The sequence below is a fragment of the Agrococcus sp. GCM10030265 genome (assembly GCF_042666675.1).
In the GTDB taxonomy this organism is placed as follows: Bacteria; Actinomycetota; Actinomycetes; order Actinomycetales; family Microbacteriaceae; genus Agrococcus.
This window is the reverse complement of sequence record NZ_JBHTCZ010000001.1, coordinates 204,371-230,422: the sequence shown is the minus strand read 5'-3', so window position 1 is coordinate 230,422 and position 26,052 is coordinate 204,371. Positions and strand designations below refer to the sequence as shown.

26 protein-coding genes are annotated in these 26,052 nt (G+C 73.8%); 10 read left to right on the top strand and 16 right to left on the bottom strand.

Features of this window, described 5'->3' with window-relative positions; translation table 11 throughout:
* Positions 1 to 36: 36 nt before the first annotated feature.
* From ACFQPP_RS00990 to ACFQPP_RS00945, 10 genes are all read right to left on the bottom strand, one after another.
* Complete coding sequence (locus ACFQPP_RS00990) at positions 37 to 801, bottom strand: FadR/GntR family transcriptional regulator (RefSeq protein ID WP_376914610.1); 765 nt, start codon at positions 799 to 801, stop codon at positions 37 to 39.
* The gene (locus ACFQPP_RS00985) at positions 798 to 2,318 is read right to left on the bottom strand and encodes an aldehyde dehydrogenase family protein (protein ID WP_376914609.1); all 1,521 of its coding nucleotides are present in this window, start codon (positions 2,316 to 2,318) and stop codon (positions 798 to 800) included. Before ACFQPP_RS00985 ends, ACFQPP_RS00990 begins: the two co-directional genes overlap by 4 nt.
* On the bottom strand, positions 2,315 to 3,520 hold the full coding sequence (locus tag ACFQPP_RS00980) for a fumarylacetoacetate hydrolase family protein (protein ID WP_376914608.1): 1,206 nt from the start codon (positions 3,518 to 3,520) through the stop codon (positions 2,315 to 2,317). The genes ACFQPP_RS00985 and ACFQPP_RS00980 overlap by 4 nt, the downstream gene beginning before the upstream one ends.
* Positions 3,510 to 4,301, bottom strand: a complete 792-nt coding sequence (locus ACFQPP_RS00975) for an enoyl-CoA hydratase/isomerase family protein (RefSeq protein ID WP_376914607.1) — start codon at positions 4,299 to 4,301, stop codon at positions 3,510 to 3,512. The genes ACFQPP_RS00980 and ACFQPP_RS00975 overlap by 11 nt, the downstream gene beginning before the upstream one ends.
* Positions 4,298 to 5,422 (bottom strand): hypothetical protein, encoded by a 1,125-nt coding sequence (locus tag ACFQPP_RS00970; protein WP_376914606.1) that lies wholly within the window; start codon positions 5,420 to 5,422, stop codon positions 4,298 to 4,300. Before ACFQPP_RS00970 ends, ACFQPP_RS00975 begins: the two co-directional genes overlap by 4 nt.
* On the bottom strand, positions 5,419 to 6,648 hold the full coding sequence (locus ACFQPP_RS00965) for a CaiB/BaiF CoA transferase family protein (protein WP_376914605.1): 1,230 nt from the start codon (positions 6,646 to 6,648) through the stop codon (positions 5,419 to 5,421). The genes ACFQPP_RS00970 and ACFQPP_RS00965 overlap by 4 nt, the downstream gene beginning before the upstream one ends.
* A 22-nt stretch (positions 6,649 to 6,670) precedes the next feature.
* The gene (locus ACFQPP_RS00960) at positions 6,671 to 7,726 is read right to left on the bottom strand and encodes a Gfo/Idh/MocA family protein (protein WP_376914604.1); all 1,056 of its coding nucleotides are present in this window, start codon (positions 7,724 to 7,726) and stop codon (positions 6,671 to 6,673) included.
* Entirely contained in the window at positions 7,723 to 8,682 is a 960-nt protein-coding gene (locus tag ACFQPP_RS00955; protein WP_376914603.1) for an MBL fold metallo-hydrolase, read from the bottom strand. The genes ACFQPP_RS00960 and ACFQPP_RS00955 overlap by 4 nt, the downstream gene beginning before the upstream one ends.
* On the bottom strand, positions 8,682 to 9,830 hold the full coding sequence (locus ACFQPP_RS00950; protein ID WP_376914602.1) for a mandelate racemase/muconate lactonizing enzyme family protein: 1,149 nt from the start codon (positions 9,828 to 9,830) through the stop codon (positions 8,682 to 8,684). Before ACFQPP_RS00950 ends, ACFQPP_RS00955 begins: the two co-directional genes overlap by 1 nt.
* A gap of 347 nt (positions 9,831 to 10,177) precedes the next feature.
* Complete coding sequence (locus ACFQPP_RS00945; RefSeq protein ID WP_376914601.1) at positions 10,178 to 10,591, bottom strand: hypothetical protein; 414 nt, start codon at positions 10,589 to 10,591, stop codon at positions 10,178 to 10,180.
* Between the two features lie 148 nt (positions 10,592 to 10,739).
* Between ACFQPP_RS00945 and ACFQPP_RS00940 the strand changes: the two genes are divergently transcribed.
* The 4 genes from ACFQPP_RS00940 to ACFQPP_RS00925 are packed head-to-tail and all read left to right on the top strand — an operon-like array spanning position 10,740 to position 14,153.
* Positions 10,740 to 11,687: an aldo/keto reductase gene (locus ACFQPP_RS00940; RefSeq protein ID WP_376914600.1), complete on the top strand. Its 948-nt coding sequence runs from the start codon at positions 10,740 to 10,742 to the stop codon at positions 11,685 to 11,687.
* Positions 11,684 to 12,541, top strand: coding sequence for an amidohydrolase family protein (locus ACFQPP_RS00935; protein ID WP_376914599.1), 858 nt, complete (start codon positions 11,684 to 11,686; stop codon positions 12,539 to 12,541). The genes ACFQPP_RS00940 and ACFQPP_RS00935 overlap by 4 nt, the downstream gene beginning before the upstream one ends.
* Positions 12,538 to 13,407 (top strand): fumarylacetoacetate hydrolase family protein, encoded by an 870-nt coding sequence (locus ACFQPP_RS00930; protein ID WP_376914598.1) that lies wholly within the window; start codon positions 12,538 to 12,540, stop codon positions 13,405 to 13,407. The genes ACFQPP_RS00935 and ACFQPP_RS00930 overlap by 4 nt, the downstream gene beginning before the upstream one ends.
* Entirely contained in the window at positions 13,404 to 14,153 is a 750-nt protein-coding gene (locus ACFQPP_RS00925; RefSeq protein WP_376914597.1) for an SDR family NAD(P)-dependent oxidoreductase, read from the top strand. The genes ACFQPP_RS00930 and ACFQPP_RS00925 overlap by 4 nt, the downstream gene beginning before the upstream one ends.
* Positions 14,154 to 14,189: 36 nt before the next feature.
* Here the strand turns inward: ACFQPP_RS00925 and ACFQPP_RS00920 are convergent, their stop codons facing one another.
* The 6 genes from ACFQPP_RS00920 to ACFQPP_RS00895 form a co-directional block, all read right to left on the bottom strand.
* The gene (locus ACFQPP_RS00920; protein WP_376914596.1) at positions 14,190 to 15,116 is read right to left on the bottom strand and encodes a YrzE family protein; all 927 of its coding nucleotides are present in this window, start codon (positions 15,114 to 15,116) and stop codon (positions 14,190 to 14,192) included.
* Between the two features lie 153 nt (positions 15,117 to 15,269).
* Positions 15,270 to 16,046 (bottom strand): IclR family transcriptional regulator, encoded by a 777-nt coding sequence (locus ACFQPP_RS00915; protein WP_376914595.1) that lies wholly within the window; start codon positions 16,044 to 16,046, stop codon positions 15,270 to 15,272.
* 17 nt (positions 16,047 to 16,063) lie between these two features.
* Entirely contained in the window at positions 16,064 to 16,897 is an 834-nt protein-coding gene (kduI, locus tag ACFQPP_RS00910; RefSeq protein ID WP_376914594.1) for a 5-dehydro-4-deoxy-D-glucuronate isomerase, read from the bottom strand.
* A gap of 17 nt (positions 16,898 to 16,914) precedes the next feature.
* A complete protein-coding gene (locus ACFQPP_RS00905; protein WP_376914593.1) occupies positions 16,915 to 18,222 on the bottom strand; it encodes a TRAP transporter large permease in 1,308 nt (435 codons plus the stop codon).
* Positions 18,219 to 18,734 carry a TRAP transporter small permease gene (locus ACFQPP_RS00900; protein WP_376914592.1) on the bottom strand — a complete coding sequence of 172 codons (516 nt, stop codon included), beginning with the start codon at positions 18,732 to 18,734 and terminating at the stop codon, positions 18,219 to 18,221. The genes ACFQPP_RS00905 and ACFQPP_RS00900 overlap by 4 nt, the downstream gene beginning before the upstream one ends.
* 14 nt (positions 18,735 to 18,748) lie before the next feature.
* On the bottom strand, positions 18,749 to 19,771 hold the full coding sequence (locus ACFQPP_RS00895; protein ID WP_376914591.1) for a TRAP transporter substrate-binding protein: 1,023 nt from the start codon (positions 19,769 to 19,771) through the stop codon (positions 18,749 to 18,751).
* A gap of 136 nt (positions 19,772 to 19,907) precedes the next feature.
* Between ACFQPP_RS00895 and ACFQPP_RS00890 the strand changes: the two genes are divergently transcribed.
* From ACFQPP_RS00890 to ACFQPP_RS00865, 6 genes are all read left to right on the top strand, one after another.
* Positions 19,908 to 20,933, top strand: coding sequence for a zinc-binding dehydrogenase (locus ACFQPP_RS00890; protein WP_376914590.1), 1,026 nt, complete (start codon positions 19,908 to 19,910; stop codon positions 20,931 to 20,933).
* Positions 20,930 to 21,679, top strand: a complete 750-nt coding sequence (locus ACFQPP_RS00885) for an SDR family oxidoreductase (protein WP_376914589.1) — start codon at positions 20,930 to 20,932, stop codon at positions 21,677 to 21,679. The genes ACFQPP_RS00890 and ACFQPP_RS00885 overlap by 4 nt, the downstream gene beginning before the upstream one ends.
* Complete coding sequence (eda, locus tag ACFQPP_RS00880) at positions 21,676 to 22,296, top strand: bifunctional 4-hydroxy-2-oxoglutarate aldolase/2-dehydro-3-deoxy-phosphogluconate aldolase (protein ID WP_376914588.1); 621 nt, start codon at positions 21,676 to 21,678, stop codon at positions 22,294 to 22,296. Before ACFQPP_RS00885 ends, eda begins: the two co-directional genes overlap by 4 nt.
* Complete coding sequence (locus ACFQPP_RS00875) at positions 22,293 to 23,240, top strand: sugar kinase (RefSeq protein ID WP_376914587.1); 948 nt, start codon at positions 22,293 to 22,295, stop codon at positions 23,238 to 23,240. Before eda ends, ACFQPP_RS00875 begins: the two co-directional genes overlap by 4 nt.
* 235 nt (positions 23,241 to 23,475) lie before the next feature.
* Positions 23,476 to 24,366 (top strand): hypothetical protein, encoded by an 891-nt coding sequence (locus tag ACFQPP_RS00870; RefSeq protein WP_376914586.1) that lies wholly within the window; start codon positions 23,476 to 23,478, stop codon positions 24,364 to 24,366.
* A 76-nt stretch (positions 24,367 to 24,442) separates the two neighbouring features.
* The gene (locus ACFQPP_RS00865) at positions 24,443 to 25,984 is read left to right on the top strand and encodes a glycosyltransferase (protein ID WP_376914585.1); all 1,542 of its coding nucleotides are present in this window, start codon (positions 24,443 to 24,445) and stop codon (positions 25,982 to 25,984) included.
* Positions 25,985 to 26,052 lie beyond the last annotated feature (68 nt).

Below are 26,052 nucleotides of genomic sequence, written 5' to 3'. Positions count from 1 at the left end.
CGAGCGGCCGAAGACCCATCGAGGCGGTGCGGAGGGTCAGGCGTCGCGGGCCGTGGGGAGGCGGCGGCGGGCCCACGCCTCCGCGATGTGGTGCTGCATCGCGCGCTGCGCACCCTCGGCGTCGCCCGCCTCGATGGCGTCGAGCACGGCCTGGTGCTCGTCGAGCGTGAGGCGCAGGGCCTCCTCGCGCGGCGCGCCCGTGAAGCGGCTCGACTCGCGTGCGCGGTCGAAGAGGATGCGCGTGATCGTGGGGGCGAGCCTCGTGCCCGACTGATCCATGACCGTGAAGTGGAAGTCGACGTCGGCCTGGCTGTACGCCTCGAAGTCGTCGATGGTCTCGGCCATGTGATCGAGCGCGTGCTGCAGCGCCTCGGTGCGCTCGGTCGTGCGCCTGCCCGCGGCTGCGCTCGCCATCGAGCCCTCGAGCACGCCGCGCACGACCGCGAGCTCGTCGAGGATGCCGAGCGAGTCGTCGTGCTCGACGAGCGCCGAGAGCACCACGGGGTCGAGCACGTTCCACGCGCTCGCCTCGTTGACCGACGTGCCGCGGCCCTGCGCGACCGTGAGGAGGCCCTTCTCCTCGACGCGCTTCACCGACTCGCGGATGACGGTGCGGCTCACGCCGAACGTCTGGCTCAGCACGCCCTCCGGCGGCAGCACGGCCCCCGGCTGCACCTCGCCCGTGACGATCGCCTCGACGAGGTCGTGCACGACGGCGACGCCGAGTCGCGCGGGCGGGGTGCGCGGCGTCACGGCTCCCAGCACCGTGCTCGGCTGCTGCGCCTGCGCCGGTTCGGTCATGCGGACAGCGTACTGGGCAGGGTGAGCACGCCATCGATGCGGCGGGGGATGCCGGCGTCGGCGTCGCGCACCTCGACGGGCAGCAGCGCCTCGGGGGCGTCCTGCCATGCGAAGGGGCGCAGGAAGCGGCGGATGGCCGTCATGCCCACCGACGTGTGCAGGGTGTTCGTCGCCGGCCACGGCCCACCGTGGTGCTGCGCCCACGACACCCGGACGCCCGTGGGGTAGCCGTTCACGACGAGCCTGCCCGCACGGTCGGCGAGGTCGGTCGCGAAGCCCGCGAGCGCATCCACCTCGGCGTCCTCGACGTGCAGCGTCGCCGTCAGCGAGTCGGGCACGGCGTCGAGGGCCGCCGTCACCTCGACGAGCTCGCGGTAGCGCACGAGCATCACGAGCGGGCCGAACGCCTCCTCGGTGGCTGCGGGCGTCACGGCCGGCGCGTCGATCTCGAGCACGGCCGGGCTCATGCCGAAGCCCTCGTCGGCGGCGACGGGTGCGACGAGCTCGCGCGCGGCGCCCTCCTCGACGAGCCGGGCGCGGATCTCGTCGAACGACGCGTGGATGCGGCCGTTCAGCAGCGGCTGCGCCGCGGCGTCGCGGGCGAGCGCGACGACGGCGTCGACCACGGCGTCGCCCTCGGCTCCCGCGGGCACGAACGCGATGCCGGGCTTCGTGCACAGCTGCCCCGCGGATCCGGTCACCGAGGCGAAGAGGCCCTCGGCGATGGCGGCACCGCGCGCGGCGACGGCACCGGGGGTGACGACGAGCGGGTTCACGCTCGCGAGCTCGCCGTAGAAGGGGATGGGGCGCTCGCGGCCCTCGATGACGTCGAGCAGGATGCGCCCCGTCGTCAGCGACCCCGTGAAGCCGACGGCCGTGATGCGCGGGTCGGCGACGAGCGCCGTGCCCGCCGGCTGCCCGTAGACGATGCCGACGGTGCCGACCGGCCCGCCGACCGCGGCGACGCCGGCGGCGAGCGCCTCGAACGCGAGCGCCGAGGTGCCCGGGTGCGACGAGTGCGCCTTCGCGACGACGGGGTTGCCCGCCGCGAGCGCCGACGCGGTGTCGCCGCCGGGCACCGAGAACGCGAAGGGGAAGTTGCTCGAGCCGAAGACCGCGACGGGGCCGAGCGGCACGAGCATGCGACGGATCTCCGGGCCAGGGCCCATGGGCGTCGGGCCGGCGTGGTCGATCGCGGCCTCGAGGTACGAGCCCTCCTCGACGGCGTCTGCGAACATCCGCAGCTGCGTCGTCGTGCGCGTGAGCTCGCCCTCGAGCCGCGGCGCGCCGAGACCGGTCTCGGCACCCGCGACGCGCATGAGATCGGCGCGGCGCTCCTCGAGCGCGTCGGCGCAGGCGCGCAGCATGGACGCGCGCCACGCGCGAGGCCGTGCCCGCAGGACGAGGAACGCCTCGTGCGCGGCCCGGGTGATCGCCGCGACCTCGTCGGGCGACGTGGGCTCGACGCCCGCGTCGGTCGTGATGCCCGTGCGCGGATCGGTGGTCGTGAGGGTCATGCCGTGCCTTCCGTGAGCAGTCCGCGCCGCGCGAGCGACGCCATGAGCGCATGGACGCCGAACGTCCACGGCGCTGCGTCGTTCGCGTGCACGACGCGGTCGACGAGCGCCCCGAGACCCGGCGACGCGATGCGCACGACGTCGCCGACGTGGTGCGTGAAGCCGCGGCCCGGCTCGCCGCGATCCTCGCCGGGGGCGAACATCGTGCCGAGGAAGAGCACGAGGCCGTCCGGGTAGCGGTGGTGCCGCAGCGCCTGCGCGACGAGGTCGACCGGGTCGCGGCTGATGCGCGCGAGCGGCGAGGTGCCCTCGAGCACGAAGCCGTCCTCGCCCTCCACGCGCAGCGTCACCGTCTGCGAGCGCAGCGCGTCGAGGTCGAAGCGGTCGTCGAGCAGCCGCACGAACGGGCCGACGGCGGCGGAGGCGTTGTTGTCCTTCGCCTCGCCGAGCAGCAGCGCCGAGCGGCCCTCGATGTCGCGCAGGTTCACGTCGTTGCCGAGCGTCGCACCCACGATGCGGCCGTCGGAGGCGACGACGAGCACGACCTCCGGCTCGGGGTTCGACCACGACGAGTCGTCGCGCACGCCGACCTCGACCGCGGTGCCGACCGTGGCGAGCACGGGTGCCTTCGTGAAGATCTCGGCATCGGGGCCGATGCCGACCTCGAGGTACTGGCTCCACATCCCCTCGGCGACGAGCAGCTGCTTGAGCGCCGTCGCCTGCGGGCTGCCGGGCACGAGCGAGTCGAGGTCGCCGCCGAGCTGCGCGAGGATCCGCTCGCGGATGGGCCCGGCCGCGTCGGCGTCGCCGCGGGCGCGCTCCTCGATGACGCGCTCCAGCATCGAGACGGGGAAGGTGACGCCCGCGGCCTTCACGACGTGCAGGTCGATGGGGGAGAGCAGCCAGGGCGAGCCCTCGTCGCGCGCATCCTCCGGCGTGTTCGCGAGCACGGCCTCGACCGTGCCGCGCACGGGGCCGTCGGCGGCGGCGAGCGCCGCGACGGGGTCGGCGGCCTCGGTGAGGTCGCGCAGCGTCGAGAACGCACGACTCACGTCGACGAGCTCGCCGCCGCGCACGGCGACGACGGACGGGCCGCCGACGGCGGGATCCCAGACCCGGCCGACGAGCACGGCGTCGGCGGCGTCGGCAGGCAGCGCATCCGCGGCGGTGCCCTGCCAGGGCGCGGTGGGCTCAGCGGCCATGGAACACCCCCTGGCGGCGCTCGGCGAACGCTGCGCGGCCCTCGGCCGCATCCTCGGTGGCGAACGCGATGCCCTGCATCTCTCGCTCGTACCGGATGGCGCCGCTCATCGGCAGCTCGAACGCGGCCGCGAGCGTCGCCTTCGCGGTCTGCGCCGCGATCGGCGGGCGGCTCGCGATCGTCGCCGCGAGCTCGAGCGCACGCGGCAGCAGCGCCTCGGGCTCGAGCACCTCGCTCACGAGCCCCCATGCGAGGGCGCGCTCGGCGTCGATCGCCTCGCCCGTGAGGAGCATGAGGGATGCGTTGCTCGCGCCGATCGACGCGGCGAGCATCGCCGACATGCCGCCGCCGCCGATCCATCCGAGCGTGATCTCGGGCGCTGCGAACGTCGCGGTGCGCGAGGCGAGGCGGATGTCGCAGATGAGCGCCGTCTCGAGGCCGCCGCCGAAGGCGTAGCCGTTGACGGCGGCGACGAGGGGCTTCCGCAGCCCGCGCAGCGCGTCGCAGTAGTCGCGGCGGTTGCGGAACTCCCACGGGGTCGCGTAGCGGTCGAGCGTGGCGATGTCGGAGCCCGCGCTGAACGCGCGCTCGCCCGCGCCCGTGAGCACGACGACGCGCACCTCGTCGTCGGCGTCGAGCGCGGCGACGACCCGCTCGAGCGCCTGCGACATCTCCTGCGTGACCGCGTTGAGCTTCGCGGGCCGGTCGAGCGTGAGGATGGCGACGTGGCCGATGCGCTCGAGCCGCACCTCCTCGACGCCGGTGTCGATCGTGGCGGTCATGCTGCGGCTCCCGTCGTGCGTGGCGTGCGGAGGAGGTCGTCGACGCGCTCGTGCGCCTCGCGGCTCGCGACGCGGCCGAGCGCGGCGTCGCGCACGAGCGCCGACGCCGCGGTCTGCACCGCCACGTACCCGGGGAAGCGCGGGCGCACCCACGCCTGCTCGGTCGTGGCGGCCGTGCCGGAGTAGAAGCCGCCCGCGGCGGCATCCACGGCCTGATCGCGCCAGGCGGAGCGCGCGCTCGGCTGCCCGGCGTGCGCGGGGATGAAGGAGCGCTGCGCCTCGTCGCCCATGAGCCAGGCGACGTGGTCGAGCAGCTCGGCGCTCGCCGGCGTGCGCCGCGTGATCGCGATGCCCGTGCCGCCGAGGGTCGAGCCGATGCGGCCGTCGACGGCGGGCGGCGCGCCGAACGCGACGCGCTGCGCGGCGGGACGCTGCGCGTACGAGACGTAGCCGTACACGAGGGGCACGTAGCGCAGGTCGTCGCCCGTGCTCATGCGCTCGAGCAGCGCGATCGGGTTCTCGTCGACGGTGCCGACCGGCGCGTGCGCGGCGAGGTCGGCGAGCACGTCGATCGCGAGATCCCAGGCGTCGTCGCGGATGCGACCGTCGGCGGTCGGATCGGCACCGGCCGAGACCGCGATCGAGCAGAGGCTGAGGAAGGCGTGCGGCCCGGCGAGGTTCGGCGCGACGCCGCCCGCCCGCGCGAGCGAGCGCACGGCATCCCAGTCGACGGGTGCCTCGGGCACCGACTCGGCGCGCCGAGCCGACACCTGCGTCGCGGCGTCGAGCGGCAGCGCCCACAGGCGGCCGTCGACGACGTACGACTCGAGGCTGCGCCCGATCGCCGCCTCCCGCCACCGCGCGACGTCGTCGGCGCCGAACGACTCGTCGACGGCCACGAGGCAGTCGGCCTCGAGGGCGTCGCCCAGGTGCGGATGGTCGAGCACGACGAGGTCGTAGCGCGCCGCGGTCTCGGCGATGGGCGCCGACTCGAAGCCCTCGAGCGGATGCACGTCCCACGCGAGCGTGTCGACGCCGCGCGCCGAGAACGCCTGCGCGGCCGCCTCGAGCGCGACGCGGCCCCGCGGGTGATCCCACGTCAGGCCGCGGTACGCCGTCACGCGGGCACCTGCTCGACCGGCTCGAGCGTCGTCTCGGCGACCACGCCCGACGCGAGCAGCGCATCCACGCGCTCGGAGGCGATGCCGAGCTCGGCGAGCACCTCGCGCGTGTGCTCGCCCGCGAGCGGGGCGCCGCGGTCGATGCGGGCGGGCGTCGCCGAGAACCGGTACGGGAAGCCGGGCACCTTCACGCGCCCTTCCGTGGGGTGGTCGTACTCGACGAACGTGCCGTTGTGCGCGATCTGCGGGTCGTCGACGAGATCCTGGTAGCCGTACACGGGGCCCGCCCACATCCCGGCCGCGAGCAGCGCATCCACCCAGTGCTCGGTCGTGCCGGCGAGCAGGCGCTCGGCGACCTTCGCGTGGATCTCGTCGCGGCGCGCCCAGCCGTCGACCTCGGGGTCGAGCCCTGCGAACGACGGCTCGCCGATGATGCGGCCGAGGCCCTCGAGGTCGGCGAACGCGAGCGCCATGAAGCCGTCGGACGTCTGGAAGACGCCGTACGGGGCGCGGATGTAGACGTGGGCGCTCGGCTCCGCACCGCGGCGCTGCGCGACGCCGCCGACCGTGAAGACCGACAGCTCCTGCATCTGCAGCGTCGTGAGGGCGTCGAGCATGTTCACGGTGACGAGCTGGCCCTCCCCCGTGCGCTCGCGGTGCAGCAGCGCCACGAGCACGGCCTCGAAGGCCGTGGATGCCGTGACGGCGTCGGCGAGGTACTGGCCGGCGGGCATCGGCGGCTCGCCCTCGCGCCCGGCGGAGAGCATCGCGCCCGACATCGCCTGCACGAGCAGGTCCTGCCCGGGGCGCGAGACGTACGGACCCGTCTCGCCGTAGCCCGAGATCGACACGTAGACGAGGCCCGGGTTGATGGCCGAGAGGGTCTCATAGTCGAGGCCGAGGCGCGTCGCGACGCCGGGGCGGTAGTTCTGCAGGAAGACGTCGGCGCTCGCGACGAGCTCGCGCAGCACCGCGGCGCCGTCGTCGGACTTCGCGTCGATCGCGAGCGAGCGCTTGTTGCGGTTGAGCGAGAGGAACGACACGTTGATGCGGTTGCCGCGCGCACCGCCCGCGGCGGCGAAGCGCTGCCATTCGCCGGCCGTCGGCTCGATCTTCACGACGTCGGCGCCGAGGTCGCCGAGGCGCTGCGCGGCGAACGGGCCCGCCATCGCGATGGAGCAGTCGAGCACTCGGTAGCCGTCGAGGGCGCCGCGGGCGTCGGTCATGGTGCGTCCTGTCGTCGAGGGGTCAGTCGTGGACGCGCACCTCGACGCCGTCGGCGGCCGAGGAGCGCAGGAGGGCGTCGATGAGCTCGACGCTGCGGGCGGCGACCTCGGCATCCGAGTGGTTCTCGGTGGAGGCGCCGGTGATGAGGTCGATGAAGCGGGCGGGCGGCACGAGGCACTCGTAGTCGCCCTCGCCGGGCTCGATCGCGAGCTCCTCGCGGCGGCCGTCGTAGCGGCTGAGCGTCACGCGCTCGCGCTCGACGTCGAGCATGAGCACGCCCTCGGTGCCGAAGAGGCGGATGTCGACCTGGTAGCGGTCGCCGTCGGCGAGCGTCGCGGCGCCCGAGAGGGAGCCGAGCGCGCCGTTGTCGTAGCGCACGACCGCGGCGTCGAAGAGGTCGACGGGCGCGCCCGCGCTGGCCGTGCGGCCCGCGACGGTCGCGGCTCGCAGGCCCGTGAGCCACAGCAGCAGGGCGGAGGAGTGGGTGACCTGCCCGTGCGCGTAGCCGCCGCCGTGCTCGGGGCTCGACCACGTGCTCGCCTGCGGGGCGGTCGCGGTCGCCGAGTCCCAGCGCTCGAGCATGTGCGTCGCGTCGCCGCCGAAGAGGCCGCGCGTCGGCGAGGCCATGTGGCACACGGCGTGCTGGATCTCGCCGATCGCGCCCTCGTCGAGCATCCGCTTCGCAGCGATGGTGAACGGCTTGTAGTGCCAGCCGTAGGGCACGAGCAGGTGCGTGCCGGCCCGCTCGGCGCGCTCCACGAGATCCCACGCCTGGTCGGCGTGCAGCGTCATCGGCTTCTCGCACAGCACGTGCATACCGCGATCGAGCGCCTTCGCGGCGGCGTCGTGGTGCAGGTCGTGCGGCGTCGAGATGACGACGGCGTCGATGCCGGCGTCGAGCAGCACGTCGACGTCGTCGGTGGCGACGCGGAAGCCGAACCGCTCCTGCACCGCCGACAGGTCGCCGAGGCCGCACACGGCGACGAGCTCGACGTCGTCGCGTGCGGCGAGGATCGGCAGGTGGTTGCTCGTCGCCCACCAGCCGGCACCGATCGCGCCGACGCGCACGCGCCTCATGCGGCGCTCCAGGCGCGCAGGCCGTCGCGCGTGCCGACGCTCGCGCGCCCGCGCTCGACGAGCCGCTCGAGGTTGCCCGTGACGGGGAAGATCAGGTACTCGGCGGCATCGGGGCCCCACGGGCCGACGTCGCCGGCGATGCGGTGGATGAGCTCGAGGGTCGTGCGCGGGCCGTCGGCCTCCGCGAGCGCCGCCTCGAGCGCACGGTCGAGCACGGCGACGTAGTCGGCCGACTCGTCGAGGAAGGCGTCGACGGCCGTGCCCTCGAAGACGGGGTAGTGCGCCGTGAGCAGCAGCTCGGCGTCGTGGGCGCGGAGGCGCTCGATCGTCGCGAGGTACGGGTCGACGTCGCGGTACGTGGGCGGGAAGGCGGCGCGGCCGTCTGCGAACGGCACCGTGGTGCCGAGCACGGCGTCGCCGATGACGAGCGCACGGCTCGACGGATCCCACAGCGCGAGGTGGCCGGGGCTGTGACCGGGCGCCTCGAGCACGTGCACGATGCGGCCGCCGCCGAGGTCGAACGCGTCGCCGTCGCCGATCGTGCGGGCGAGGGATGCGAGGCGCGTGCTCGCGCGGATGTGCTCGGTGAGCTCGGGCGGGTCGTCGAAGCCGTCGGGCTCGTGGAACTCGCCGTAGCGGCCCGCGATGAGCAGCTCGAGATCCTGGGTCATCGCCGCGTCGGCTGCGCCGGCGAGCAGCTCGACGTGGGGTGCGGCCTCGAGCAGCGCCGCGCTGCCACCCGTGTGGTCGAAGTCGCAGTGCGACGTGATCGCCCAGCGGATGCGCGTCGTCGGCATGCCGATCTCGGCCAGGTACGGCAGCAGCGTGCCTGCGATGGTCTCGTCGACGCCGGTGTCGAACAGCAGCACGCCGTCGGGGCCCTCGAGCAGGTAGAGCGCGACGATGCGCTCGCCGAGCGGCGCGACGACGCGGTGCAGGCCTGGACGGATCCGCATCACGCCGTCCGCTCGGTCGCGAGCCGCAGGCCCGTGCGATGCGAGCGCACGTGCGGGCCCGCTGCGGAGCGCCAGCCGTCGCCCGCCATGCGTGCGGCGATCTCGGACTCGTCGATGCGGATGCCGGCGCCCGGCTCGTCGCCGAGCACGATGCCGCCGTCCTGGAACGCCTGGTCGATCGTCACGCCGATGGGCGAGCCGAGGTCCTGCACCTCGGTGGGCATCGTGTTGGGGACGGCCGCTGCCGCGTGCACGACGGCGGCGTCGGCGGTGTGGCCGACGAGGCTCACGGGCAGGTCGCGTGCGTGCGCCGCGACCGCGACGCGCAGGAAGTGGGTCACGCCCCAGACGGCGCCGATCTGCACGACGTCGACGGCGCCGGCGTCCATGAGCGGTCGGTACTGCTCGAGGCCGGTGAGGTTCTCGCCGGTGGCGACGCTCGCTCGCACGGCGCGCGACAGCGCGGCGTGGCCTGCCGCATCCCATCGGCGCAGGGGCTCCTCGATCCAGACGAGGTCGAGCTCGCGCTCGATGGCCGAGACGTGTCGCACGGCCTGCTTGCGATGCCACGACTCGTTGGCGTCGAGCATCAGGCCCGGGTGCTCGGCGTTGCGGTGCAGGGCCTCCTCGACGATGCGCAGCCTGCGCACGTCGTCGGCGACGTCGCGGCCGCCCTTCAGCTTGCCGCTCGTGTAGCCGCGCTCGGCCATCGAGCCGTAGAGCGCGGCGAGACGCTCGTCGTCGAGGGCGATGTCGAGCCCGGACGCGTAGCCGTCGACGTAGCGGTCGCGGGCGCCGAGCAGGCGCCAGAGCGGCTCGCCGGCGAGCTTGGCCTTGATGTCCCAGAGCGCGGCGTCGATCGTGCCGATGCCGCCGAACGTGGCGCCAGCGTGTCCCGACTTGAAGACGCGGGCGATCATGCGGTCGTAGAGCGAGGCGACGGCGCGCGGATCCTCGCCCTCGATGGCGGGGAAGAGGCGGTCGACGTCGTGCGTCGAGCCGGTCGCGACGCCCTCGATGCCGGCGTCGGTCTCGAGCACGAGGATCGGCACCTCGGTGATGCCGGAGTCGACGTGTCCGTTGACGTCGCCCACGGGGCGGCCCCAGTCGTGCTGCGTCGTGAGGCAGCGGTACCCCGTGATCTTCATCATCGCCTTCGATGTCGGTGGGTGCACCCGAGGTGCGTGCAAACACCATACATCATATGTCTGATGAGCGCGAGTTCCGCCAGGCGGATCGGCGGCGGCCCGCTGCGCGACGGCTCCCGGCCTCGAGGCGCCTGTCTCGAGTGCGCGTGCCAGCCGCTCGGCGCCGCGGGGATGCGCACGGAGCGGCGTCATGATCGACATGCGCGATCGAGATGTCGCTCCGTGCGCATCGCGGTCGATCGGCGATGCCGGCGGCCACGCCGGCGCACGCGTGCGGCGCGACGATGGCCGGACGCGACGATGGCGCGCACCCTCGCGGGTGCGCGCCATCGGTGGGGGGCTCGGGGTCAGCGACCGATGCTGCGGTCGTGGCTCTGGCCGGCGCGATGCTCGGTGTCCATCGACGGCTCGCTCGGGCCGAGCCGCAGGAGGCCCACGACGAGCGCGAGCGCGCCGGCGACGAGGTGGAAGCCGACGTCGAGGCCGTCGAAGCCCGTGGGCAGCACGCCGCCGAAGCTCGGGTCGATGACGGCGTAGGCGCCCATCGCCAGGTAGAGCAGGCCCGTGAGCACGAGCGAGATCCGCGACGCGCTGCGGAGGACGAGGCCTGCGATGAGCAGCGTGGTGCCGAGCACGAGGCGCAGCACGTCGAGAGGCGTGTCGACGTTGAGCCCGAGCAGGCGACCGTCCTCGACGGACAGGCCGGCGACGCCCAGGAACAGGACGAGGATGGCGAGGATGACGGCGACGATGCGTTGCATGACACCAGCATGCTGCCGGGCGTCGCCGGCGACGACGCCGTTGCGTCCACGCGGCCTTCCCGATAGAGCCGGGCGGCATAGGTATGATGTATGATCGCTGCATCTCGACGAGGAGGTTCGCGTGCGGACACGCACCGTAGGACACGACGTGCGCCTCACCGCGCTCGGCTTCGGCGCCGCGCAGCTCGGCAACCTCAACCGCGCCACGACCGACGAGGCATCCGCCGCCGCCGTCGACGCCGCATGGGATGCCGGCATCCGCGTCTTCGACACCGCGCCGCACTACGGGCTCGGGCTGTCCGAGCGACGCCTCGGCGCTGCGCTGCGCGACCGCCCGCGCGACGAGTACGCGCTCTCGACGAAGGTCGGACGCCTCCTCGAGCCAGCCCCCGAGCGTGCGGGCGAGCAGGACGAGCACGGCTTCCACGTGCCCGCCACCCACCGCCGCGCCTGGGACTTCTCGCGCGACGGCATCCTGCGATCCCTCGAGGCGAGCCTCGACCGGCTCGGCCTCGACCGCGTCGACGTCGTCTACCTCCACGACCCCGACGACCACCTCGAGCAGGCAGCCACCGAGGGCATGGATGCGCTCGTCGCCCTGCGCGACGAGGGCGTCGTCGGCGCGGTCGGCGCCGGCATGAACCAGTCGGCGGCGCTCGCCGAGCTCGTGCGCCGAGCCGACGTCGACGTCGTCATGCTCGCCGGCCGCTACACGCTGCTCGACCAGGGCGCGCTCGACGACCTGCTGCCGCTCGCCCTCGAGCGCGGCGTCGGCGTCGTCGCCGCCGGCGTCTACAACTCCGGGCTGCTCAGCCGCGCCGAGGTGCAGGCCGACGCCCACTTCGACTACCTGCCCGCATCCGCCGAGCTCGTCGCCCGCGCCCGTGCCCTCGCCGAGCGCTGCGCAGCCCACGGCGTCACGCTGCCCGACGCAGCCGTGCAGATGCCCCTGCGGCACCCGGCCGTCGTCTCGGTCGTGCTCGGCACCCGCACCGCCGAGCAGGTGCACGAGGGGGTGCGCCGTGCGCACGCGCCCATCCCCGAGGCGCTGTGGCGCGAGCTCGAGGCGTCGGGCGAGCTGCGGAGCGTCGCATGATCGTCGACGCCCACCTCCACGTCTGGGATCTCGACCGGGCCGAGTACGCCTGGATGGGCCCCGGGATGGGCGACCTGCACCGCACGATCGCCATCGACGAGATCGCACCCGCCCTCGTCGAGCGCGGCGTCGACGCCGTCGTGCTCGTGCAGTCGGCCGACGAGCGCGGCGACACCGACCACCTGCTCGAGGTGGCCTCGGCCCACCCGCTCGTCGCAGGCGTCGTGGCATGGAGCCCGCTCGACGACCCCGAGCGGCTGGCGCGCGACCTCGAGGCGTTCGCCGCCGACGACCGCGTCGTCGGCATCCGCAACCTCGTCCACGAGCGGCCCGCCGCCTGGTTCGCGAGCGACGTCGTCGAGCGCGGCCTCGCCGTGCTCGCCAGGCACGCGATGCCGCTCGACGTGCCGACGAGCGGGTTCGCGGCCCTCGGTCGCATCGCCGAGGTCGCGGCCGCGCACCCGAGCCTGCCGATCGTGATCGACCATCTCGGCACGCCGCCCGTCGGGGGCGACGCGGATGCGCTCGCCGCGTGGCGCGAGGCGCTCGCGGCGTGCGCGGCGCATCCGAACGTCGTCGCGAAGCTCTCGGGCCTGTACGCGAGGACGGGAGCGCTCGACGGCTGGAGCGTCGCCGCGCTGCGCCCCGTCGTCGACGCCGCGCTCGACGAGCTCGGCCCGGACCGGCTGCTCTCCGGCAGCGACTGGCCCATCGCGCGGCTCGCCGGCGGCGACGCCCGCACATGGGAGGCGATGCAGCAGCTGCTCGCGCCCCTCGCGCCCGACGAGCGCGCCGCGATCCTCGGTGGCACCGCCGCCCGCATCTACCGCATCCCAGAAGGAGCCGCATCGTGACCGATCCCCAGCCCGACGGCCTCGCCCGCCTCGGCGAGCCCGGCGCCGAGATCCCCGTGCTCGTGCGCGGCGGCGTCGCCCACGACCTGCGGTCGCTCACGGCCGACGTCGACGGCGCGTTCCTCGCCGCCGACGGCATCGCCCGGGCGCACGCGGCCCTCGACGCCGGCGAGCTGCCCGAGCTCGCGGACGCTGCCGGGCGCCGCGTCGGCGCCCCGATCGCCGCCCCGGGCAAGATCGTCTGCATCGGCCTCAACTACTCCGACCACGCGGCCGAGTCGGGACTGCCGACACCCGCCGAGCCCGTCGTCTTCATGAAGGATCCGTCGACGATCGTCGGCCCGTACGACCGCGTGCTCGTGCCGCGCGGATCGACGAAGACCGACTGGGAGGTCGAGCTCGGCGTCGTCGTCGGCACCGAGATGCGCTACCTCGACTCGCCCGCCGACGCGCTCGCCCATGTCGCGGGCTACGTGCTGTCGCACGACGTGTCGGAGCGCGAGTTCCAGCTCGAGCGCGGCGGCCAGTGGGACAAGGGCAAGAGCTGCGAGACGTTCAACCCGCTCGGCGCCCGCCTCGTGCCCGCCGACGCGATCGCCGACCCGCAGGCGCTCGGCATGCGGCTGTCGGTGAACGGCGTGCTGCGGCAGGACGGCTCGTCGGCCGACATGATCTTCCCCGTCGCGCACGTGCTCTGGTACCTCAGCCAGTTCATGGTGCTGCGGCCGGGCGACCTCGTGAACACGGGCACGCCCGCGGGCGTCGGCCTCGGCATGGCCACGCCCGAGTACCTGCGCGACGGCGACGTCGTCGAGCTCTCGATCGACGGGCTCGGCAGCGCTCGGCAGGAGATGGGGCAGGCATGAGCGGCGACCTCGACGGCCTCGTCGCGATCGTCACGGGCGGCGCCTCCGGCATCGGGCACGCGACCGCGCTGGCGCTCGCGGCCGAGGGGGCGCGGGTCGCGGTGCTCGACCTCGCCGTCGACGCCGTGGAGGCGCCGCTCGTCGGCTACGCCGCCGACGTGCGCGATCGCGCGTCGGTGGCCGCGGCCGTCGATGCCGTCGCGCGCGACCTCGGCGGCGTCGACGTCGTCGTGAACAATGCGGGCGTCAGCGCGGTCGGCACCGTGGAGGAGAACGACGACGCCGACTGGGCTCGCGTGCTCGACATCAACGTCACCGGCATGGCGCGCGTCACGGCCGCCGCCCTGCCGCACCTGCGGCGCTCGCGCGCCGCATCGGTCGTCAACGTGTGCTCGATCGCCGCGCTGAACGGCCTGCCGCAGCGAGCGCTGTACGCCGCGTCGAAGGGCGCCGTGCTGTCGCTGACGTTCGCGATGGCGACCGACCACGTCGCCGAGGGCATCCGCGTGAACTGCGTGCGGCCGGCCACGGTGTCGTCGCCGTTCGTCGAGCGGATGCTGCAGGGCTTCCCGGATCCGGTCGCCGAGCGCGCAGCCCTCGACGCCAGGCAGGCGACGGGCCGCATGGTGACGCCCGAGGAGGTCGCTGGCGCCATCCTCTACCTCGCGTCACCGCGGTCGGGGTCGACGACGGGCTCGGCGCTCGACGTCGACGGCGGCGTCACGCACCTGCGCGTCCGCCGCTGAGACGGGCCCGGGCGCGCTGCCCGGGCCCGCATCGGATCAGCGGCCGAGGCCCGCGCGGTCGACGCGGCGGTGGAATCGCATGCCCGCGAGGCCGCCGAGCACGGCGCCGAGCAGGCTGACGAGCAGCGCCGCGACGGCCGTGACGATGCCGGCGGTCGTGAGCTCTCCCTCGCCGAACGGCAGGCGCGGGAAGCTGTTGAGGTTCGCGAGCACGTTCCACTGGCTGCCGGCGATCGCGCTCACGATCGCGAGCACGATCGCGACGATCAGCGCCCACAGCCACACGGCGATGCCCTGCTTCGCGCCGCTGAAGCGCGCCATGCGGCCCGCGACGTAGCCGCCGGCGAAGTAGGCGATCAGCAGGATGACGAGCACGGCGATCGCGCCGACGATGCCGATCGTGCCCGCGTTCTGCGCGGCCTGGTCGGCGACCTCCTCGGGATCGGCCTGCGCGCCGAGCCCGAGCGCTGCGCCCGCGCCCGCGACGAGGGCAGTGAGCAGCACGGCCGTGCCGGTGGCGGTGAGCCAGCCGAAGAAGGCCGTGCCGAAGCGCATGCCGCCGAACTCGCGCTTCTCGCGGGCGACGACCTCCTCGCGCACGCTCACGCCCTCGCGAGCCGCGGCGGCGACGCGTGCGTCGCGGTCGGCGTCCGCCTCGAGGCGGCGGCGGCCGCGCCCGTCGTGGTCGCGGTCGTGGTCGAGGCCGTGAGCGTGGTCGCGATCGTGCCCGTCGTGGTCTCGGGCGAGGTCGCGGTCGTGGCCCGACCGGGCATCGACGCGGTCGTCGTGCGCGTGATCGCGGCGCACGGTGCGGTCGACGTCGTCGGCGTCGTGCCTGCCCGTGACGGGCACGGTCCTCGCGTCGTCGTGTCGCGCACGGTCGTCGAGCGGCAGCCCGTCGTCACGCCGACGCAGCGCGTCGGGGTCGCGGTCGTTCCGGGGCGGATCCTGACGTGCATCCATGGTGCGCATCTCCCATCGTGGGTCGTGCGCACCAGCGAACGCCCTGCGCGGCCCCTCGCGCAACGGGGTGCCCCGGGGTTGCGCGGCGTGCAGCGAGCCCCATCGTCGGGTGCTCGTCGCCCGCGACCGGTCGCGGGCGGCGGAGGCCGGGCGTCAGCGGCCCGGAGCCCCCAGCAGCCGCGAGATCTCGTCGGCCGCCGCGACCGCCGCGGGCGCGAGCGCCTCGATCGACGTGCCGGGATGCTCGAGCGCGATCGACGAGATCGACAGGCCGTAGGTCACGGCGCCCGTGTGATCGCGGATGGGCGCCGAGACGCACACGGTGCCGACCTCGTTCTCCCCGAGGTCCATCGCGTAGCCGCGCGCCGCGATGCGCGCGAGCTCCTCGTGCAGGGCCTCCGGCGTCGTGATGGTCTGCGCCGTGCGCGCAGGCAGGCCCGTGCGTGCGACGAGCTGGTCGACGCGGTCGGGGCTCCACGACGCGAGCACCGCCTTGCCCATGCCCGAGCAGTGCATGGGGATGCCGAGGCCCACGCGTGAGCGCATGCGGTACGGCTTCGACGCATCCTTGCGGATGACGTAGACCATCTCGGCGTCGGTGAGGACGCCGACGTGCACCGTGCAGTCGACGCGGGCGACGAGCTCGTCGATGATCGGCTCGGCGATCGACGAGATGTCGACGCTCGCGAGCGCGCGGCCGGCGAGCGTCAGCAGGCTCGGCCCGGCGCGGTAGCCGTGGTCGGCGTCGCCGGCGACGAACTCCTGCTCGACGAGCGTCGCGAGGATGCGGTGCACCGTGGCCTTCGCGAGCCCCGACTCGGCGACGATGTCGGTGAACCGCGGGTGCTCGAGCGCTGCCGAGAGCACGCGCAGCGTCTTCTCGCTCGCGCCCGCGGCGGGGGCCGGCGAACGGTCGATCTGCTCGAGCACCACGTCCATCCCTCCCGTCACCGCATCGCGGCGATCGGCACCGAGTCCATGTCGTCGAACGACTGGTTCTCGCCAGCCATGGCCCACACGAACGCGTAGTTCGACGAGCCTACGCCGGAGTGCAGCGACCACGAAGGGGACAGGATGAGGTCTCCGTTCGCCGCCATGAGGTGCCGTGTCTCGTCGGGCTCGCCCATGAGGTGCACGACGCGGGCGTCGTCGGCGAGGTCGAAGTAGAGGTAGAGCTCGGTGCGGCGGTCGTGCGTGTGGGCGGGCATGGTGTTCCACATGCTGCCCTCGTGCAGGCGCGTGATGCCCATGACGACCTGGCACGAGCGGATGCCGTCCTCGTGGATGACCTGGCGCAGCGTGCGCCGGTTCGACGTCGACTGGTCGCCGAGCTCGCGGATCGTGCCGTCCTCCGGCGTCGCGAGCGTGCTCGGGAACGACGCGTGCGCGGGCGCCGAGAAGCCGTAGAACCGTGCGGGCGCCGAGGCGTCGTCCGACTCGAAGACGACCTCCTTCGTCCCCCGGCCGAGGTAGAGCAGCGCCTCGGGGGCCATGGGGAAGCGCTCGCCGTCGGCGACGATGCTGCCGGCGCCTCCGACGTTGGCGATGCCGATCTCGCGGTGGTCGAGGAAGCGCTGCGATCGGATCTCGGGCACGGCCTCGAGCGCGAGCGGCGCATCCGTCGGCACGGCGCCCACGGCGACGACGCGGTCGAAGTGCGTGACGACCGTGCGCACCTCGCCGGGGGCCAGCAGCCCCTGCACGAGGTAGCGGTCGCGCAGCGCGGCCTGATCGAGGCCCGGGATGTCCTCGGGGCGGCCGGGGCGGTAGGCGGAGGGCATGGAGGTCCTTTCCACGTTCACAGGAGCCCGAAGAGCTGCGGGAGCCACAGCGTGATCTCGGGCACGAAGACGATGACGAACAGCAGCACGACCAGCACGGCCATGAACGGCAGCAGGTGCTTGATGACGGGCTCGAGCCGCACCCCGGCGACCTGCGCGCCGACGAACAGCACGGGCGCCGATGGTGGCGAGATCACCGCGATCGACAGGTTGAAGACCATCATGATGCCGAAGTGCACGGGGTCGATCCCGTACGAGATGGCGATGGGCAGGAAGATCGGGGTGAAGATCAGGATGGCGGGCGTCGGGTCGAGCGGGATGCCGATGATGAGCAGCAGCAGCATCATGATGAGCAGCACGACGACCTTCGAGTCCGTCCAGCCGAAGAGCGCCTCCGCCATGAGCTGCGGCAGCCGCGAGTACGTCATGACGTAGCCCATGATCGTCGACACCGCGATGAGGAAGATGACGATCGACGACGTGCGGCACGCCTCGAGCAGGATGCGCGGCAGGTCGCGCACCGTGATCGTGCGGTAGACGAACGACAGCGCGAGCGCGTACAGCACCGCGATGGCGGAGCCCTCGGTGGGGGTGAAGAAGCCGGCGACGATGCCGCCGATCGCGACGACGATGAGGCCGAGCGACGGCAGCGCCTTCAGGAACGTCGTCACGAAGACCGACGCGGCGGGCCACGGCTTGCCCTTCAGCTCGGGGTGGCGGCGCGCGTAGACGAAGACGACGACGGCGCAGGCGAGCGCCCACAGGAATCCGGGCACGTAGCCGGCGAGGAAGAGCGCGCCGACCGAGGTGCCGCCCGCGGCGAGCGAGTACACGATGAGGGTGTTGCTCGGCGGGATGAGCATGCCGGCGGGGGCCGATGCCACGTTCGCCGCGGCCGTGAAGGCCGGGTCGTAGCCCTCGCGCCGCTGCATGGGCGACATCGTCGCGCCGACCGCCGCGGCCGAGGCGACCGCAGAGCCCGAGACGGTGCCGAAGATCGCGTTCGCGATGACGTTCGTCTGCGCGAGCGGCGCCGGCATCCGCCCGACGAGCACGCGGGCGAGGTTGATGAGCCGTTCGGCGATGCCGCCGTTGTTCATGATGACGCCGGCGAGCACGAAGAACGGGATGGCGAGGAGCGCGAACGAGTTCGCGCCGCGCACCATCTGCTGCGCGGCCGTGATGGCGCCGCGATCGAAGTTGGAGATGAGCAGCATGCACACCGCCGACGGCAGCGCGATCGAGATCGACACGGGTGCGCCGACCGCGAGGAGGATGACGAGGCCACCGATGAGGATGGCGCCGATGAGTGCTGGATCGATCATGCGCCTGCCGCCGCCGGGTCTTCGTGGAAGCCCTCACGGCCCGTGTAGCCCGGCGCGAGCGTGCGACCGAGGTGCAGGAGCAGGAAGAGCGTGAGCAGGATGCCCGAGACGGGCACCGCCAGGTACAGCTGCCCCTGCGTGAGGGGGAGCAGGGGGTTGCGCTGCGTCCACGCGAGGGCCGACTGCTCGAGGCCGCCGAGCACCATGACGTAGAGGACGAACGCGAGCGTCGCGAGGTAGGCGAGCACGTCGGTGACGCGCTGCAGCGTCCTCGGCAGGCGCTCGACGACGAACTCCATGACCACGTCGGCCTTCTCGGCGACCGCGATCGCGATGCCGATGAGGCTCACCCAGACGAAGGCGTAGCGAGCCGCCTCCTCCGTCCAGGGGCTGGGGTCGCCCAGCACGAGCCGGGTGAAGACCTGCCAGGTGACGAGCAGCACGAGCGTCGCGAACAGCACGACGCAGATGACGCGCAGCACCCGGGTGAGCCAGGTCTCGAACGTGGTCACGGCGTTCGCCATCGTCAGCCTCGCGCCGCGTCGATCGCGTCGTAGATCGACTGCGTGAGGTCGGTCGTGACGCGCTCCTCGTGGATGGGCAGCACGGCCTCGCGGAAGGCGTCGACGTCTGCCTCCGAGAACTGCGCGCCCGCCTCCTCTGCTGCCGCGACGGCCTCGTCGACCGCGGTCGCGAAGAGCTCGAGCTCCGAGTCGACGCTGTCGGCGAGGAGGTCCTCGAGGATGCCGCGGGTCTCGTCGTCGAGGCCGTCCCAGATGGCGGGGCTCGCGATGAGGTAGTCGGGCATCATGAGGTGCTGCGTGTACGAGTAGTACCCGGCGACCTCGTCGTGGCTCAGCGACGAGTAGATGAGCTCGTTGTTCTCGGCGCCGTCGAGCACGCCCGACTGGATGGCCGTGTAGACCTCGCCCTGGGCCATCGGCGTGCCGACGCCGCCCATGAGCTCCATCATGAGCACGTTGGTGTCCGAGCCGATGACGCGGATCTTCGACCCTGCGAGGTCCTCGGGGGTCTCGATGGGGCCGTCGGTCGTGTACACGTTGCGCACGCCACCGTGGTAGGCCGTGAGCACCTGGATGCTGTCGTCGGCGAGCGTGTCGTAGAGCTCGCCCATGATCTCGTCGTCGTTGAGCACCGACATCTGGTGCTCGGGCGACTCGTAGAGGTAGGGCAGGTTCACGACCGAGAAGTCGGACTCGAAGTTCTCGAGCAGCGAGCCGGCGACGATCGCGAAGTCGAGGGTGCCGGACTGCACCTGCTCGATCGTCGCGGCCTGGTCGCCGAGCGTCTCGTCGGTGAAGAGCTCGAAGCGGTAGGCGCCGTCGGTGGCCTCCTCGAGCGCGTCGCTCACCTCGATGAGCGCCTGCGCCTGCGGGTGGTCGATGTTCTGGTTGAAGGCGACGCGGAACACGGTCTGCTCGGCCGAGCCGCCGTCGCCGTCGCTGCTGCCTCCGCCGCCGGAGCACGCCGTCAGGGCGAGTCCGAGGGTCGCGATCCCGGCGATGGCGCCGAGCCTCATGCTGCGCATGGTTCCTCCTCGTTGAGTGCTGCGGTGCTCGCCGTGGCGTGGACCGCTCCGGGTACGCTAGCGTGACGAAACGAAGTTCCGCAACGCGGACCTTCAGATGGAATCAGGTTTCACGGATCCGAGGGAGCATCCGCGCATGAGGGCAGCGCAGTACCGCGGCGAGCACCGCATCACCGTCGACGAGGTCGAGGCCGCCGAGCCCGGCCCCGGCCAGGTGCAGATCGCGGTGGCGTACACCGGCATCTGCGGCACCGACCTCCACGTGCTGCACGGCTCGATGGACTCCCGCGTCACGACGCCGCAGTCGATCGGCCACGAGATGAGCGGCACGATCGCCGCCGTCGGCGCAGGCGTCGAGGGCCACGCCGTCGGCGACCAGGTCACGGTCATGCCGCTCGACGCCTGCCACGAGTGCCCCGCATGCCTCGCAGGCAACGGCCACGTGTGCCAGCGCCTCAACTTCGTCGGCATCGACAGCCCCGGCTCGCTGCAGGAGCGGTGGACGGTGGATGCGTCGCTCGTCGTGCCGCTGCCCGCATCGCTCTCGCTGCGCCACGCCGCGCTCGTCGAGCCGCTCGCCGTCGCCTGCCACGACGTCGCCCGCGGCCGCGTCGCAGCCGGCGAGCACGTCGTCGTCGTGGGCGGCGGCCCCATCGGCCAGCTCATCGCGCTCGTCGCCCGCGCCACGGGCGCCCACGTGCTCGTCGTCGAGCCCAACGCCGAGCGCCGCGCGCTCGCCGAGCGCCTCGGCGCCGACACGCTCGACCCCATCGGCGCCGACGTGCCCGCCCTCGTCGACGAGCGCACCGGCGGCGCAGGCGCCGACGTGGTCTTCGAGGTCGCGGGCGTCGCCGCCACCGCCCTCTCGAGCCCCCACCTCGCCCGCGTGCGCGGCCGCGTCGTGATGGTCGCGATCCACGCGCAGCCCGTGCCGATCGACCTGCACCGCGTGTTCTGGCGCGAGCTCGAGCTCATCGGCGCCCGCGTGTACGAGCGCGCCGACTTCGAGCGCGCCGTCGACCTGCTCGCATCGGGGCAGGTGCCCGCCGACGAGCTCATCACCCGCGTCGTCCCCCTCGAGGAGACCCAGGACGCGTTCGAGGCGCTCGCCGTCGGCGACGCCATGAAGATCCTCGTCGACGTGCAGGGAGCCCGCGCATGACCTCGTTCGACCTCTCCGGCCAGACGGCCGTCGTCACCGGAGCCCGCCGCGGCATCGGCTTCGCCATGGCCCTCGCGCTCGCCGAGGCCGGCGCCGACGTCGTCGCCGCATCCTCGAGCCAGGAGGCCGACGGCGGCGAGATCGGCCGCCGCGTGCGCGAGCTCGGCCGCTCGTTCGAGGGTCACGCCGTCGACTTCTCGGATCGTGCAGCCGTCGAGGCGTTCGGCGCGCGGGTGCGCGGCGCCGACATCCTCGTGAACAACGCGGGCACCATCCGTCGCGCCCCCGCCGCCGAGCATCCGCTCGAGTGGTGGGACGAGGTGCTGCAGGTGAACCTGTCGAGCCAGTTCGTGCTGTCGCAGGCCGTCGGCGCGGGCATGCTCGAGCGCGGCCACGGCCGCATCATCTTCACCGCGAGCCTCCTCACCTTCCAGGGCGGCATCAACGTGCCCGGCTACGCCGCCGCGAAGTCGGGGATCGCAGGCGTCGTGCACGCCCTGTCGAACGAGTGGGCAGGGCTCGGCGTCACGGTGAACGGCATCGCCCCCGGCTACATCGCGACCGACAACACCGAGGCGCTGCGCGACGACCCCGACCGCTCGCAGGCCATCCTCGAGCGCATCCCCGCCGGCCGATGGGGCAGGGCGGAGGATCTCGGCGGCGCCGCCGTCTTCCTCGCGAGCCCGGCCGCCGCGTACGTGACGGGCGCGATCCTGCCCGTCGACGGCGGCTGGCTCGCCCGATGAGCACCCTCGCGGGCAACCGCCTCGTGCCGCTCGCCGCACCCGCGACGCCTGCGGAGGCGGAGGCGCTCGCCGACGGGCTCGTCGCAGGTGGCATCGGCATCGTCGAGGTCGCGCTGCGCACCGAGCACGCGATGGACGCCCTGCGCACCATCGCGGGCCGCGGCGACCTCGTCGTCGGCGCCGGCACCGTGCTCGACGCCGAGCAGGCGCGCGCGGCCGTCGACGCGGGCGCCACCTTCCTCGTCTCGCCCGGGCTCTCGGCCGACGTCGTCGCCGTCGCCCAGGCGGCCGGCGTCGGCGCGCTCCCGGGCATCATGACGCCCAGCGAGGTCATGGCGGCGCGCGACCTCGGCCTGCGCGAGGTCAAGCTCTTCCCCGCAGGCGTCGCAGGCGGCCTCGCGCTGCTCGACGCGTACGCATCCGTCTTCGCCGACGTGCGGTTCATGCCGTCCGGCGGCGTCAGCGAGGCGACGCTCGCCGCGCATCTCGCGCATCCGGCGGTCGTCGCCGTGTCGGGCTCCTGGCTCGCCTCCGGCACGCTGCTGCGCGAGGGCGCGGATGCCGTCGCCGCCGTCGCCGCGCGCGCCGTCGCCATCGCCGGCGAGGTGCGGGCATGAGCACGATCGTCACGCTCGGCGAGGCGCTCGGGCTCGTGCTCGCGCGTCGCACGGGCGGCTTCGACGTCGTGGGCGACGCGGAGCTCTCGTTCGGCGGCGCCGAGACGAACGTCGCGATCGCGACGGCGCGCCTCGGCGTCGACACCGCATGGATCGGCCGCGTCGGCGACGACGCCGTCGGCCGCCGCATCCTGCGCACGCTGCGCGCCGAGCACGTCGCGGCCCACGTCGCCGTCGACGACGAGGTGCCGACGGCGATCATGCTGAAGGACCGCCCGCACCTGGGCCGCAGCCGCGTCACCTACTACCGCGACGGCAACGCCGGGTCGCGGCTGTCGCCCGCCGACGTCGACCTCGACGCCATCGCGGCCGCCGACGTGCTGCACGTCACGGGCATCGGCCTCGCGCTGTCGCGCACGTCGGCGGATGCCGTGCTGCATGCCGTGCATCACGCGCGCGCCGTGGGCACCGCGGTGTCGTTCGACGTGAACCACCGCTCGAAGCTGTGGTCGCACGCCGACGCCGCCCCGCGCTACCGCGAGGTGGCGGCGCTCGCCGACGTCGTCTTCGCGGGCGACGACGAGGCGCGCATCCTCGTCGACGGCGACTCGCCCGAGCGTCTGGCGCTCGCGCTGCAGGCCCTCGGGCCGGCGCTCGCCGTCGTGAAGCTCGGCGAGCACGGCGCCGTCGGCGTCGACGGCGACGAGGTGCTGCGCGTCGACGCGTACCGCGTGCCCGTCGCCGACACCGTCGGCGCAGGCGACGCGTTCGTCGTCGGCTACCTCGTCGAGCTCGTGCGCTGCGCCGACCACGCGACGCGCCTGCGCACGGCGGCGGCTGCCGGTGCATGCGCGTGCCGTGCCGAGGGCGACTGGGAGGCGATGCCGACCCCGGCCGACGTCGCCGACCTCGTGCGCGGCGGCGGCGACCCGGTGGAGCGGTAGCGCCCGCCCGCCCGCCCCTCCTTCTTCCCCTCCCCGTCCCGCCCGACCCGTTCAGGGCGCCGACTGGGCACTCGATGCCGCCGAACGGGCAGGAGATGCGCGAGATTCCGCGCTGGCACAGCATCTGGTGCCCAGTCACGAGGGAAGCGACCACGAGGGTGCGGCTCCAGCGTCGGGATGCGAGGCGTCGCGCGCGACCGCCGCGCGCACGGCGTCGGGTGCGCGACGATGGAGCGTGCCCTTCGACCTCCGCTCCTGGCGTCCGCTGCTGCGCACCGGCGGCGACGCGCGCACCCTGCGCTGGCTCAGCCGACGCTCCATCACGCAGCGCTGGTACCCGCAGGGCATCGACGTCGGCACGTGGCGCGGGCGCCGCACGCTCGCCGTCAGCTGGTTCCGCCAGGATCGCGAGCGCCGCCACCTCGCGTCGCGGGTGACGTTCGTCGACATGGCGCGCGGCACGAGCGTCGACGTCGCGCTCGCGATCGACGGCGAGCGCGGCCTCGAGCCGGCGGCGATCCACGCGGGCGGCATCGCATGGATGGGCGACCGCCTGCTCGTCGCCGCGACGCGCGAGGGCGTGTGGGAGTTCGACCTCGGCGACCTCCGCACCGTGCGGGGGAGGGATGCGCGGCGGCTGCGGGCGTCGCGCTGGCCGGCGCTCGGGGCACGGGTGCGCGCCGCGGTGCGCACGCGCGTGCACGACGTGCCGATGCGGTGCTCGTTCCTCGGTCGAGCCGTCGACGCCGTCGACGCCGATGGCGCCGAGGCGTCGACCGTGCTCGTCGGCGAGTACCGCACCGACGACGCCGGCCGCATCGTCGAGTCGGTCGTGCCCGCTGCCGATGCCGCATGGCCGCCGCTCGCGCTCGTGCCGACGGGCGTCGAGCGCATGCAGGGCGTCGTGCGACACGGCGACACGGTGCTCGTGTCGCAGTCGCGCGGCATGCGCCCGGGCGCGCTGTGGGCGGGGCGGGGCGACGCGCTCGAGCGCACCGCGGTCGCCCTGCCCGTCGGCTGCGAGGATCTCGCGATCGACGTCGAGGGCGGGATGCTGTGGACGGTCGCCGAGCATCCGTGGCGCCGGGTGGTGCGCGGCATCCCGCTCGCCGAGCTCGGGCTGTGACGACGGGGGCGTACCAGCCTCTCCCCGACGCCGCGCCCGACGTGCTCGCGCGCAGCGGTTCTGCGATCATCGCTCGGTGACGTCTGCGCATCCCGCCCCCGAGTCCGCGCCCGCCGACGAGCCGGGCGGCGTCCGCGTCTCGGTCGTCGTGCCCGTCTACCGTCCGGGCTCCGCGATCGACCCGCTCATCGCATCGCTCGACGCGCAGACGCTCCCGCAGGACCGCTTCGAGCTGCTGCTGTGCGACGACGGCTCGGGCGACGACACGATCGCGCGGCTCGAGTCCATCGCGCGCGACCGCCCCAACGTGCGCATCCTGCCGCTCCCGCACACCGGCTGGCCGGGCACGCCCCGCAACCACGGCATCGACGCCGCCGCCGGCCGGTACCTGCAGTTCGTCGACCAGGACGACCACCTCTTCCCCGAGGCCCTCGAGCGGCTGTGCGACCTCGCCGACGAGCAGGGATCGGACGTCGTCGTCGGCCGCGAGGTCGGCATCGGTCGCGACATCCCGAAGCGCATCTTCGCGAAGGACGTGCCCGACGCTCGCCTGGGCCGCGACCCGCTGCTGCAGATGCTCACGCCTCACAAGATGTTCCGCACCGCGTTCCTGCGCCAGCACGGCATCCGATTCCCCGACGGCAAGGTGCGCCTCGAGGATCACCTCTTCGTCATGCGCGCGTACTTCGAGGCATCCCGCATCTCGATCCTCGCGAGCACGCCCTGCTACGCGTGGGTGCAGCAGCCGGGCAGCGCGAGCTCGTCGCGCATCGAGCCCGAGACGTACTTCCCGCACCTCGAGGCGGTGCTCGACCTCGTCGAGTCATACACCGAGCCCGGCGAGCTGCGGGATCGGCTGCTGCGGCACTGGCTGCGCGGCAAGATCCTGCAGCGCATGGCCGGTGCGCGCATGCTGCGCTACCCCGCCGAGTACCGCGATCGATTCGTCGACGTGGTCGCGCCGCTCGTCGAGCGACGCTTCGGGCCCGGGGTGGATGCGGGGCTCGCGCACCCGCATCGTGTGCGCGTGGCGCTGCTGCGCGCCGGGCGTCGCGACGAGCTGGTCGAGCTCGCGCGCTTCGAGACGTCGCTGCGAGCCGACGCCGAGGTGACCGATGCCGCGTGGTCGCGTGGCGGAGGGCTGCGCGTGTCGGTGCGGCTGCGGCTCGACGACGCCGGATGGCGCGGGCCGGCGTGGCTCGACGAGGTGCGCGACGCGACGGGCGGCGACGAGACGCAGGATCGCGTCGAGCTCTTCGCGCGCACAGGCGGCGATCCCGCATCCGACCGACGTCTGGCGACGGCGCCCATCGACGCGAAGGGTCGTGCGACGCTCGCGATCGACCCGCTGCGCGCGTTCCGAGCGCAGGACGAGGGGTCGGCCGTCGAGCTCGTCGGGCGAGCCGAGCGCGCAGGCTGGCCGATGGCGTCGTCGCTCGTGCTCGACGACGCCGTGGCCGCGAAGGTCGGTGCATCCCCGCTCCTCGCGGGTCGCGCCGTGCAGCTCGCGCCGGCGGCGGGCGGCGGCGTGGAGCTGCGGCGAGCGCCCGGCGGACGCCTGCGCGACGCCGCGGGCCGCGCCGCACGCCGGGTGCGCCGCAGGCTCGGACGCGGCTAGACCACTCGTCGCACCGAGCGACCGGTCATCGCACGAAGCGACCAGTCGAGGCGCGGTCACCGGTGCGC

Coding starts and splice junctions, on each gene's coding strand:
- ACFQPP_RS00980 (WP_376914608.1), bottom strand. CDS start 3,520: ATGGCCGCTGAGCCCACCGCGCCCTGGCAGGGCACCGCCGCGGATGCG.
- kduI (WP_376914594.1), bottom strand. CDS start 16,897: ATGCCCTCCGCCTACCGCCCCGGCCGCCCCGAGGACATCCCGGGCCTC.
- ACFQPP_RS00945 (WP_376914601.1), bottom strand. CDS start 10,591: ATGCAACGCATCGTCGCCGTCATCCTCGCCATCCTCGTCCTGTTCCTG.
- ACFQPP_RS00955 (WP_376914603.1), bottom strand. CDS start 8,682: ATGCGGATCCGTCCAGGCCTGCACCGCGTCGTCGCGCCGCTCGGCGAG.
- ACFQPP_RS00985 (WP_376914609.1), bottom strand. CDS start 2,318: ATGACCCTCACGACCACCGATCCGCGCACGGGCATCACGACCGACGCG.
- eda (WP_376914588.1), top strand. CDS start 21,676: ATGAGCACCCTCGCGGGCAACCGCCTCGTGCCGCTCGCCGCACCCGCG.
- ACFQPP_RS00890 (WP_376914590.1), top strand. CDS start 19,908: ATGAGGGCAGCGCAGTACCGCGGCGAGCACCGCATCACCGTCGACGAG.
- ACFQPP_RS00875 (WP_376914587.1), top strand. CDS start 22,293: ATGAGCACGATCGTCACGCTCGGCGAGGCGCTCGGGCTCGTGCTCGCG.
- ACFQPP_RS00990 (WP_376914610.1), bottom strand. CDS start 801: ATGACCGAACCGGCGCAGGCGCAGCAGCCGAGCACGGTGCTGGGAGCC.
- ACFQPP_RS00895 (WP_376914591.1), bottom strand. CDS start 19,771: ATGCGCAGCATGAGGCTCGGCGCCATCGCCGGGATCGCGACCCTCGGA.
- ACFQPP_RS00960 (WP_376914604.1), bottom strand. CDS start 7,726: ATGAGGCGCGTGCGCGTCGGCGCGATCGGTGCCGGCTGGTGGGCGACG.
- ACFQPP_RS00935 (WP_376914599.1), top strand. CDS start 11,684: ATGATCGTCGACGCCCACCTCCACGTCTGGGATCTCGACCGGGCCGAG.
- ACFQPP_RS00950 (WP_376914602.1), bottom strand. CDS start 9,830: ATGAAGATCACGGGGTACCGCTGCCTCACGACGCAGCACGACTGGGGC.
- ACFQPP_RS00975 (WP_376914607.1), bottom strand. CDS start 4,301: ATGACCGCCACGATCGACACCGGCGTCGAGGAGGTGCGGCTCGAGCGC.
- ACFQPP_RS00885 (WP_376914589.1), top strand. CDS start 20,930: ATGACCTCGTTCGACCTCTCCGGCCAGACGGCCGTCGTCACCGGAGCC.
- ACFQPP_RS00905 (WP_376914593.1), bottom strand. CDS start 18,222: ATGATCGATCCAGCACTCATCGGCGCCATCCTCATCGGTGGCCTCGTC.
- ACFQPP_RS00920 (WP_376914596.1), bottom strand. CDS start 15,116: ATGGATGCACGTCAGGATCCGCCCCGGAACGACCGCGACCCCGACGCG.
- ACFQPP_RS00965 (WP_376914605.1), bottom strand. CDS start 6,648: ATGACCGACGCCCGCGGCGCCCTCGACGGCTACCGAGTGCTCGACTGC.
- ACFQPP_RS00925 (WP_376914597.1), top strand. CDS start 13,404: ATGAGCGGCGACCTCGACGGCCTCGTCGCGATCGTCACGGGCGGCGCC.